9 protein-coding genes are annotated in these 9932 nt (G+C 69.6%); 3 read left to right on the plus strand and 6 right to left on the minus strand.

Going from position 1 to position 9932, the window contains the following annotated elements; translation table 11 throughout:
• Positions 1 to 10: 10 nt before the first annotated feature.
• On the plus strand, positions 11 to 1255 hold the full coding sequence (locus CHC09_RS44135) for a hypothetical protein (RefSeq protein WP_089299252.1): 1245 nt from the start codon (positions 11 to 13) through the stop codon (positions 1253 to 1255).
• Positions 1256 to 1270: 15 nt separating this feature from the next.
• On the opposite strand, the gene CHC09_RS44140 is transcribed toward CHC09_RS44135, so the two are convergent.
• The gene (locus CHC09_RS44140; protein ID WP_089299262.1) at positions 1271 to 2110 is read right to left on the minus strand and encodes a LysR family transcriptional regulator; all 840 of its coding nucleotides are present in this window, start codon (positions 2108 to 2110) and stop codon (positions 1271 to 1273) included.
• 82 nt (positions 2111 to 2192) lie between these two features.
• On the opposite strand from CHC09_RS44140, the gene CHC09_RS44145 reads away from it, so the two are divergent.
• On the plus strand, positions 2193 to 2918 hold the full coding sequence (locus CHC09_RS44145; RefSeq protein WP_089299253.1) for an SDR family oxidoreductase: 726 nt from the start codon (positions 2193 to 2195) through the stop codon (positions 2916 to 2918).
• Positions 2919 to 3055: 137 nt separating this feature from the next.
• Here the strand turns inward: CHC09_RS44145 and CHC09_RS44150 are convergent, their stop codons facing one another.
• On the minus strand, positions 3056 to 3874 hold the full coding sequence (locus CHC09_RS44150) for a hypothetical protein (protein WP_089299254.1): 819 nt from the start codon (positions 3872 to 3874) through the stop codon (positions 3056 to 3058).
• Positions 3875 to 4021: 147 nt separating this feature from the next.
• The gene (locus CHC09_RS44155) at positions 4022 to 4807 is read right to left on the minus strand and encodes an SAM-dependent methyltransferase (protein WP_089299263.1); all 786 of its coding nucleotides are present in this window, start codon (positions 4805 to 4807) and stop codon (positions 4022 to 4024) included.
• A 145-nt stretch (positions 4808 to 4952) separates the two neighbouring features.
• Here CHC09_RS44155 and CHC09_RS44160 point away from each other — a divergent pair, with 145 nt between their 5' ends.
• On the plus strand, positions 4953 to 5684 hold the full coding sequence (locus CHC09_RS44160) for a class I SAM-dependent methyltransferase (RefSeq protein ID WP_307833965.1): 732 nt from the start codon (positions 4953 to 4955) through the stop codon (positions 5682 to 5684).
• A 214-nt stretch (positions 5685 to 5898) separates the two neighbouring features.
• Here CHC09_RS44160 and CHC09_RS44165 read toward each other — a convergent pair whose 3' ends face one another.
• The 3 genes from CHC09_RS44165 to CHC09_RS44175 all read right to left on the minus strand — a co-directional run bounded on the left by CHC09_RS44165 (position 5899) and on the right by CHC09_RS44175 (position 9614).
• Entirely contained in the window at positions 5899 to 6825 is a 927-nt protein-coding gene (locus CHC09_RS44165; protein WP_089299256.1) for an MBL fold metallo-hydrolase, read from the minus strand.
• Between the two features lie 514 nt (positions 6826 to 7339).
• Positions 7340 to 8260 carry a hydroxymethylbilane synthase gene (gene hemC, locus CHC09_RS44170; protein WP_089299257.1) on the minus strand — a complete coding sequence of 307 codons (921 nt, stop codon included), beginning with the start codon at positions 8258 to 8260 and terminating at the stop codon, positions 7340 to 7342.
• Between the two features lie 175 nt (positions 8261 to 8435).
• A complete protein-coding gene (locus CHC09_RS44175) occupies positions 8436 to 9614 on the minus strand; it encodes an LCP family protein (protein ID WP_239138931.1) in 1179 nt (392 codons plus the stop codon).
• Between the last annotated feature and the right edge of the window lie 318 nt (positions 9615 to 9932).

The following is a 9932-nucleotide window of genomic DNA, read 5'->3' on the forward strand; positions in this document are numbered from 1 at the left end:
GGGTGATCCGGTGCCAGTGCTCCGGAAAGTGATCCCCGTGATCCTCACCCTGATCGCGCTGGCCGGCGCGGTCCGGCTGATCGCTCCCGCGATCGCCGAAGATCACCATCAAGAGCCTCCGGGGGTACGCCGTCAGCTCGCGTTCCTTCGCGACAAGCTGGAGCACGGCGCCGACACCGACGCTCAGGCGCTCTTCCCGGAGGGGTACTACTTCCTCAATGTCCTCTACGGCCTCTCCTGGGTGGAGCTCGGCCGGCGTGGCGTGGACCCCGGCCGGGCCGCTGACGAGGCCGCCTGGGCGCTGTCACGGGTGGAGTCCGCGGCCGGGCGGGCACCGTTCGACCCGGCGGCCGTCCCGCCGTACGGCGTCTTCTACGCGGGCTGGACCAACTGGCTGCGCGGCGGGCTGCTGACGTTGCGCGACGATCCCGCCCAACGGGCCCGCTTCGCGGCGGACTCCCAGGCGCTGGCGGCCGCCTTCGACGCGTCGGCCACGCCGTTCCTCGCGGCGTACCCCGGCCAGGCGTGGCCCTGCGACTCGACGGTCGCCGTCGCCTCGTTGCGGCTGGCGGACTCGGTGACCGGGACGTCGCGGTTCGCGCCGACCGTGGACCGTTGGGTGGACCGGGCCCGTGGCCTGCTCGATCCCGCGACCGGTCTGCTGCCGCACTACGTGGACGCGTCGACCGGCGCGCCGGTGACCGGTGCCCGGGGGACCTCCCAGGCGATCATCCAACGGTTCCTGGTCGACGTCGACCCGGCCTTCGCCCGCGCGCAGTACCTGCTGTTCCGTGAGAAGTTCCTGGCTCGCCCACTCGGTCTCGGGCCGGCGATCCGCGAATACCCGCGAGGTTCGGACGGCCCGGCGGACGTCGACTCCGGCCCGCTGCTGCTCGGCGTCAGCCTCTCCACGACGGTGGTCACGCTCGGCGCCGCCCAGGCTCAGGGCGACGACTCCCTGGCCGCGGCGCTGGCCGGCTTCGGTGAGTTCGCCGGTCTTCCACTCTCCACTCCCGGAACCAAGCGGTACGCCCTCGGCTTCGTCCCGGTCGGCGATGCCTTCCTGGCCTGGTCCAAGACGGCGCTCCCGTGGACGGGGCCGATGCCGCCGGCACCGGCACCTGCCATCTCACCGTGGTGGCGCCTGCCGCTGCTGACGCTGCTGTTCCTGATCGGAGTGTCTCCCTGGCTGCCTCTCTTGCGACGGCGCCTTCGCGCGCGGCGCATTCGCCCGGCGAAGACCAGCGGGAAGTAGCGGAGGGCGAACGGGTCAGAGACGGGTGGCGGTTCGGACCAGGGCGGCCAGGGCGCGGGAGCGGCTGTGTGGTGGCCAGGCGAGGACCGTGGTGACCGGTGGGGCGTCGAGGACCGGGATCGCGGTGAGGCCGGCGTGAAGCTGGGCGCGGCAGGACTCCGGGAGGATCGCGCAGGCGCGGCCGAGGGAGACCAGTTGGAGCAGTTGGGTGCCGTCGCGGACCTGGGGACCCGGGCCGTCCGGGTAGCCGCCGTCCCGGCGGGGCCAGCGGGGGAGTGGCAGGCCGGGCAGATCGGTGATGTCGGCCAGGCGAACCTGGGAACGCTGGGTCAGGGGATGCCCGGCCGGCAGGATCGCCACCTGGTTCTCGGTGCCGAGTTCCTCGGTGTCGAAGGCGGCGGTCGAGTCGAACGGCAGGTGCAGCAGGGCCACGTCGGCGCGGCCGTCGCGGAGCATCCGTTCCTGTTCGGCGATGCCGCAGAGCAGGATGTCGACCGGGACCGCGTCCGGTTCGGCGGCGTAGGCGTCGAGCAGTTTCGCCAGCAGTTCGGCGGTGGCGCCCGCCTTCGCGACCAGGACCAGTCCGGGTGCGCCGGTCGCGGCCCGGCGGGTGCGGCGTTCGGCGGCCTCGACCGCGTCGATCGCCGCGCGGGCCTCGCGTAGCAGCACCGTTCCGGCGTCGGTGAGGGTGACGCCGCGGTTGGTGCGGGTCAGCAACGTGACGCCGAGGCGTCGTTCGAGGTGGCTGATCGCCCGGGAGAGTGGGGGCTGGGCGATCCCGATCCGCTGGGCGGCCCGGCCGAAGTTCAGCTCCTCGGCGACGGCGACGAAGTATCGCAGCTCGCGCGTCTCCATGGCGGCCACGATACCCGTGGGGTATGGCCGGTGACCGGATCGGTGTTGGCCATCCGACACGGTCACCGGACAGGATCATGACATGAGCGAACGGAGAATCGCGCTGGTCACCGGGGCGAACAAAGGGATCGGATTCGAGATCGCGGCCGGCCTGGGCGCGCTCGGGTGGAGCGTCGGGGTGGGCGCTCGGGACGCGGGGCGGCTGGCGGTGGCCGTGGAGAAGTTGCGCGCCGCGGGGGTGGACGCTTTCGGGGTGCCGCTGGACGTGACCGACGATTCGAGCGTGAGCGCGGCGGCCGGAGAGATCGAGGAGCGGTTCGGTGTGCTCGACGCGCTGGTCAACAACGCCGGGATCACCGGCGGGCGGCCGCAGGAGCCGACCCTGGTCGACCCGGAGATCATCCGGACCGTGGTGGAGACGAATGTGATCGGGGTCGTCCGGGTCACCAACGCCATGTTGCCGCTGCTGCGGCGCTCGGCGGCGCCCCGGATCGTGAATGTGTCCAGCAGTGTCGGGTCGCTGGCCCGGCAGACCGCGCCGGGCGCCGAGATGGGTCCGATCGCCGCCGCCTACTCGCCGTCGAAGAGCTTTCTCAACGCGGTCACCGTGCAGTACGCGAGGGAGTTGAGCGGCACCAAAATTCTGATCAACGCGGCCTGTCCGGGATACTGCGCGACCGATCTGAACGGGTTCAGCGGTCACCGCACCCCGGAACAGGGTGCGGCTACCGCGATCCGGCTCGCGACGCTGCCCGACGACGGGCCGACCGGCGGCTTCTTCGAGGACGCCGGTCCGGTGCCGTGGTGACCACGGTCGCCGGGAGACCGCCGGGAGTCGCGTGGCGGTGGTAAGCGGCGACTACGTCGCGCACCACCGTCACGGGGCTTGGGCCGCGAGGCCTGGAAGCGGGGCTCCCAGGCCGTACCGGCGAATGATCTTGAATTTCAGCGGGGGTGGCGGCGGCGCTCGAAGCCGGGCAGGTCGATGTGCGGGTCGAGTTCGTCGCCGGAGGAGACCTGGCTGGCCAGGCGGGCCGTGACGCGGCGGCGGCCCGGGCGGCGGCGGCCGTCGGCGTCGGGGACCTCCGGCTGGTTCAGCAGTTCCGCCTGGTCACCCATGGAGCGGGCGATCTCGTCGAACGGGATGTACAGGGCGCGGTTGGCGGCCGAGCCGAGGTACTCGAACGGCTCGGAGCCGGCCAGCGCGCTGAACCGGGTGCCCAACATGTCCAGGTTGCGGTAGGCGGCCTGGTCCAGCATGCAGACGACGTGGCGGACATGCCAGCGGTGACCCGCGTTGATGAAGGAGCGGTAGAGCATGCCGCTGACGGTCAGGCCGTTGCGGTCGGCGCGGTAGCGGGGCAGCACGGCGAGCGTCGCGAAGTCCCAGATCTTTCCGCCGTCGTGCATGTTGTGCGCGTAGACGACGTCGTGCAGCGTGCGGCCGATCAGGGCGGGCGCGTCGTCGAGGGTCTTGCCGCCCCCGTCGATCGCCCGGGCGGCGCCGGCCGGCAGTCCGGTCTCCCGGTCGAGAACCAGGAAGAAGTAGCTGTACTTCTCGTACGGGGAGTACTCGGCGACCATGGTCGCCTCGTCCAGGTCGAACGACTCCTCGAACACCATGCGCTCGACCGTGCGGGCGACGTCGGCCATCGGGTCGTAGGTGCCGAGGGCCAGGGCGACGAATCGGTTCGGCGAGGAGTGCTCGGCCAGCGTGGCGGTGCAGCGGGCGTGCATCGTTGCCTCGTCGAGGGCGTAGGACATGCGGGAACTCCTTAGCCTGGCGATGACGTGCGCGGGGGATGACCAGGCATTCCGGGGGAATCGGACTTATCCAGCATTGGTTAAAAATCCTGCTATGTCAAGACGGTCGACATCACAGAGAGTAGTGAAGAGCCGGGTGATGCGTCGCTACGGCTTGCGGGCGACGACGCTGTAGATGCCGAGGTTGTCGCTGACCGGACGATCCTCCGGGCGGTCCTCGGCGCGCCAGTCGCTGACCCGGACGATGCCCGGCTCGACGATCTCCAGCCCGGTCAGGTAGGTCTCGATCATCGAACGGGAACGGGCCCGGACATCCGTGCCGCCGCGGGCGAACATCTGCTCGTACGCCCGGATCCCCTCGGGACTGCTGAAGTCCATGGTCCCGTGGGTGAGGACCAGGTAGCTGCCGGACGGCAGGGCGTCTCGCAGCCGACGGACCACCGCGGCGACCTGCTCGTCGTCGTGGACGAAGTGCAGGACGGCGACCAGCAGCAGGGCGACCGGCCGGGTCAGGTCGAGGGTCTCCTTGAGCGCGGGGTGCCCCAGGATCGCCTCGGGGTCGCGCAGATCGGCCTCCAGGTACGCCGTGCGGCCGCGCGGGTCGCCCTGCAGCAGCGCACGGGCGTGGGTCATCACGATCGGGTCGTTGTCCACATAGACGACCCGTGCGTCCGGCGCGATCCGCTGCGCGACCTCGTGCGTGTTGTCCGGCGCGGGCAGACCGGTGCCGATGTCGAGGAACTGGCGGACACCCTGCTCGGACAGGAAGGTGACGGCACGGCGCAGGAACGCCCGGTTCGCCCGGGCCAGCTCGACCACGATCGGGAACGCCCTCGCGATCGCGTCCCCGGACTCGCGGTCCGCGGCGAAGTGGTCCTTGCCGCCCAGCCAGTAGTTGTACCTGCGTGCCGGATGCGGCACCGACGTGTCGATGTCCACGCGATCACCCTATGTGGTCGGCCGGAGATTCACCAGACCCGATGCCGCCTCCCTGTTTCGGCCGAAAACGCCGAGCCTCGGGCGCCCTGGTTGTGCCAGGATGCGCGGCGTGCCTGTGCGAGCGTTGAGTTTCGGGTCCGTGGCGGGAGCCTACGAGCGGTTCCGGCCCGGATATCCGGAGGAACTGTTCGACCTGGTGATGACGTATGCCGGGCGGCCCGTCCGGACCGCGCTCGAGATCGGGGCGGGGACGGGCAAGGCGACCCGGCTCTTCGCCCGGCCCGGTATCGCGGTCACCGCTAGCGAACCGGACGCCGCCATGCTCGCCGAGCTGCGCAAACACGTGCCGGCGGACGTCCGGACCGTTTGCGCGGCGTTCGAGGACCTTCCGGTCGGGCAACAGCGCTACGGGCTGGTCTACGCGGCGGCGGCGCTGCACTGGACGAAGCCGGAAGGCCGCTGGGAGCGCGTAGCGGACTGGCTGGAACCGGGCGGGGTGATCGCCTCGTTCGGCGGGCCGGCCGAACTGGCCGACCCGGAACTCCGGGAGGCGGTCCAGGCGGCCCGGGCGCCGTACCTGGAGACCGACGAATTCCCGTCGCCGGACGGGACGCCGCCGGAGCAGGAGATGCAGTGGCCGGGTACGGAGCTGCGGAAGTCACCGCACTTCGACGACGTGCGGCAGGTCGTGATCGAGCGGCGGCTGAGGGTGAGTGCGCGCGACTATGTCGGGCATCTCTCGACCATCTCCGCGTATCTGACGCTTCCGGCGGCCGATCGCGGCGAGGTGTATGAACGAATCCTTCGCGTGCTGCCGGGCGAGGTGGAGATGAAGGCTGACATCATCGGCCACCTTGCCCGGCGCTGCTGACTTCGCTTTCGGTGCGTTTCCCCAGCTGGTGGGGGCGGCGCGGGTCAGCTCGCTCGCCGCTGACCTCGCGTTTCCGGTCCGTTCTTCGGTTCGCTCGCGGTTGACTTCGCGTTTCCGGTCCGTTCCTCGCTTCGCTCGCCGTTGACTTCGTTTCCGGTACGTTTGCCGGTTCGCTCGCCGCCGACATCGCTTTTTCGGTACGTCCTCCGCCCCGTCAGACGTGGGTCGGGAGTGGACCGCCGTTGTAGTTGAGCGCGTCGCTGAAAGCGGCGATCAGGTCGAGCTCGGAACCGTGGTGATCGGCGTAGAACCGGTGCAGGTTCAGCACGAGGCGCTCTGCGTCCGCCCACCCGGCGAACTCACCCAGGTCCACGGCGCGAGCGGCCTCCAACGGGGAGAGCCCGTTCTCGATGCCGGCGGCACCCGTCCGCAGGATCAGACGGTAGTAGCGGCGGTGCTCGTCGAGCACCCGGGCGATGTCGTCGCCGGTCAGGATCGGCCCGTGGCCGGGGACCACGACCCGCGGCCCGAACTCGGCCAGCCAGTCGACGGCCGCCAGTGCGCCGCTCACCGAACCCATGAAGACCAGCGGGGTCAGCCCGGCGAACACCAGGTCGCCGGTGAACAGCACCCGCTCGTCCGGCACCCAGGCGACCAGGTCACCGGTGGTGTGGGCGGGCCCGCCCGGATGCCTCAGCTCGACCCGCCGGTCACCGAGGTGCACGGTGAGGGCGTCGGTGACGGTGATGTCCGGCAGGCGGCGCTGCACGTCCCCCCAGTCCGGCACCGGACTCCAGAACGGCGGGCACCCGTCGATGATCGGGTCGGTGCGCAGACCCTCGCGCATGTTCTCCTGGCCGATCAGCACGGTCCCCGCGGGCAGAAGACTGTTTCCGTACGTGTGGTCGCCGTGCTGATGAGTGTTGACCGCAAGCTTCGGTGCCCGGCCGGTGGCCGTGCTCAGCGCGTCCAGAAACCGCCGGGCCCTGGTCTCGGTGGCGCAGGTGTCGACCACCAGTTGCCCTGACGGGGTGGTGATCGCTCCCGCGTTGTTCAGCCACCAGGATCCGTCCGGCTGGACCCAGGCGTGAATCCCCGAACCTACCTCGACCAGTTGGGCCGCGTCTTCCGTTCCGCTCATCCGGTGAGGCTACCGTCCAGCGCTCGACTGTCTCCGGCGCGCGTGGCGCTCGACCGGGTGACCTTCAGCGTCTTTCCCGGCGGTGCAGGGCGTTCGACCGGGTGCCCTGTGTTCTGCCCCCGGCGGCTGTGGGGGGCTCGGCCGGGGGTGGCCTTGTGGGCTTTCGCTCGGCGTGTGTGGTGCCGACGATGCCGCCTTCCGGGTCCGCGGCGAAGGTGCTTGGTCGGGGGTGGCCTTGTGCGCTTTCGCTCGGCGTGTGTGGTGCCGACGATGCCGCCATTCAGGTCCGCCACGAAGGCGCTTGGTCGGGGGGCCTTGCGCGCCTTCGCCCGGCGTGTGTGGCGCTCGGCCAAGGGTGGCCGTGTGTGTTTCTCCGGGCGTGCGTGACGTTTGTGGGGTGACCCTGTTGCGTCTTTCCTCGGTGGGCGTGGCCTGCGGCCGGGTGGCCTGCGGCCGGGTGGCCTGCGGCCGGGTGGCCTGCGGCCGGGTGGCCTGCGGCCGGGTGGCCTGTGCGTCAGGCGAGAAGGTCGCGGGCGCCTTGACGCAGCAGGGCGGCGGCCACGGAGGTGCCGAGGGTGATCGGATCGGTCGCCCATTCGTGGACGTCCAGCACGATCTTGCCGTCGAGGCTGATGACCCGGGCCCGCAGGCTGATCCGGCCGTCCGGTTCGGTCCGGGCGTAACCAGCGATCGGGGAATGGCAGGAGCCCTGCAGGATGTGCAGCATCGTGCGCTCGGCGACGGTCTCCTGCCAGGTGCGCTGGTCACCGAGGCTGGCCGCCAGATCCCGGGTGTCGGGATCGTCCTCGCGGCACTGCAGGACCAGGGTGCCGGAGCCGACCGCCGGCACGATCGTGTCGACGTCCAAAACCTGGGTGATGCGGTCCTGCCGGCCGATCCGCTCCAACCCGGCCACGGCCAGGATCAGCGCGTCGTAGTCCTCGCCCGCGTCGAGCTTTGCGAGGCGGCTGTTGGCGTTGCCGCGGATCGGCACCGGATTCAGGTGCGGCCAGTGCAGGGCGAGCTGGGCGACACGGCGCACCGCGGACGTACCGATGCGGGCACCCGCGGGCAGGTCCTCGAGACGGGTGCCGCCCGGATGCACGAGGCAGTCGCGGACGTCATCACGGGCCAGATAGGAGGCAAGCACCGTGCCGGCCGGCGCGGGCCGGTCCCCGGGAACGTCCTTCACGCAGTGCACCGCGAGGTCGACCTCCCCGGCGAGCAACGCGCTGTCCACCTCCTTGGTGAACGCGCCCTTGCCGCCCAGAGCGGCGAGGCTGCCCTGCCAGCGATCTCCGCTGGTGGTCATCGACAAGACTTCAACCGCGAGGTCGGGATACCGCGCGGCGAACAACTGGCGGACCCGTTCGACCTGGGCCAGGGCCATGGGTGAGTTTCGGGTGCCGATGCGGAGCGTGCGCGAGCCGGGCATAACGGCCAGGTTATCCCTTCGGTCTCGGGCGGCGACAATCAGGTGCAAGCACGAATGGTGGAGGGTGCAAGCACGAATGGTTGTCTACTCGACCAGTTCTCGGATACCCGAGGCCCTTGCGGCGGAGCGGGCCGAGGCCCTGCCTGGGAACGGGGTACCCGAGATCTGCCGGGGATCAGCCCTTGGGGACGAAGTCTGGGTGTGTGAGCACGAAGCTTTCCAGTGCGTCCTTCTTGGCAGCCTCGAACATCGCGACGCTGTCGGCATCGAGGCCCTCGGCCGAACCGACTCCCGGTGCGGACTCGACCGCGTGGAACTTGCCGGCGTTGGTCTTCAGCGTGATGATGTTGTCGGGGTTGAGGCCCTTCATGCCGAAGGCCCAGTCCGTGAGCGGGATGCCCTCCTGGAACACGGTCATCGCCTTGCCGACCGCGGTGAGCAGGCCGGGTAGCTTGGCCGGCGAGTTGAGGCCCTGGCTCACGGTGGTCTTCATGATCGCCTTGAGCAGTTGCTGCTGGTGACGCTGACGCCCGTAGTCACCGTCATTCAACGGCTTGAGGAAGTCACGCTGGCGTGCGAAGTCCAGCGCTTCGATGGGGTTGAAGCACCGGTTACCGATCTTGTAGGTGTTCGGGATGACCTTTTCGCCGTCGACGTAGTTGGGCCGCGGGTTCGTGCCGGCAGCCGTCGTCGTGAACGGCACGGCGGGCTTGCCGGACTTGGTGCGGCCGACGTGAATCGAGGTGACGTTCTCGTCGACGTACATGCAGACCTTCTTGATCTGCGCGAGGATGTCCTTGAATCCGTCGTAGTTGACGACGGCCATGGCGTCGGGCGTGATGCCGAACTTTTGCTTGATCGTCTTGGTGAGCAGCGTCATGCCGTGCGTGATGGCGGCGTCGCCGTCGAGACCCAGGCTGCCGAAGGTGAACGCCGCGTTGATCTTGTCCTGGTGCTCGTTGTTCTTGTACTTCCCGTTGTCGTACTTCGGGATGTCCACCAGCAGGTCGCGCGGGATGGACAGCATGTACGCACGTTTGTGGTCCGCCGTGATGTGCAAGAGGATGATCGAGTCGGTGTGGCTCGCCTTGTGCGTCTTCGACCAGCTCGGCCGGGTGTCCAGGCTGGCGAGCAGGATGTTCTTGGCACCCTTGATGTCGACGTGCTTCTCCGCAGTGGCTGTCGGGTCGACCACCAGCTGATGGTCGGGGATCGCGTCCTTGACCTTGCTCTCCGCGACTTTGGCGACCGCGAACGTGCTTCCGCCCACGACCATCAGCACGACGCCCAGGGTGAGCACGATCTTTGCCCAGAGCGGCGACTTGCGGCGCTTCTCGCGGGATTGGTTCGACACGGTGGTCCCTCCGTCGGGTGTGCCGACGCACGATAATTGATCAAGTCAAGAGTGTGGAAATCGCGGGGATCGGGCCGATCTCCCGTCGCCGGCGCCCGGGGCCGCAGCGGCCAGGGTCTCACCGTGTGACAGAAAGCGCCGCCCGGGGTTCCGGGCGGCGCTTTGCGTTGTTCGTGTGGGTCAGCCGAGCTTGACGTTGAAGATCGGGTTGGCGGCGAGCTTTTTGAACGAGGCGAGGCTGTTCTTGGTGCTGTCGATGCTGATGTCGCGGTCGCCCTGGTCGTCCTTCTTCGTGTCGAAGTGCACGATGGCCTTGAT

This window comes from Actinoplanes regularis, from assembly GCF_900188005.1.
Taxonomy (GTDB): Bacteria; Actinomycetota; Actinomycetes; order Mycobacteriales; family Micromonosporaceae; genus Actinoplanes; species Actinoplanes regularis.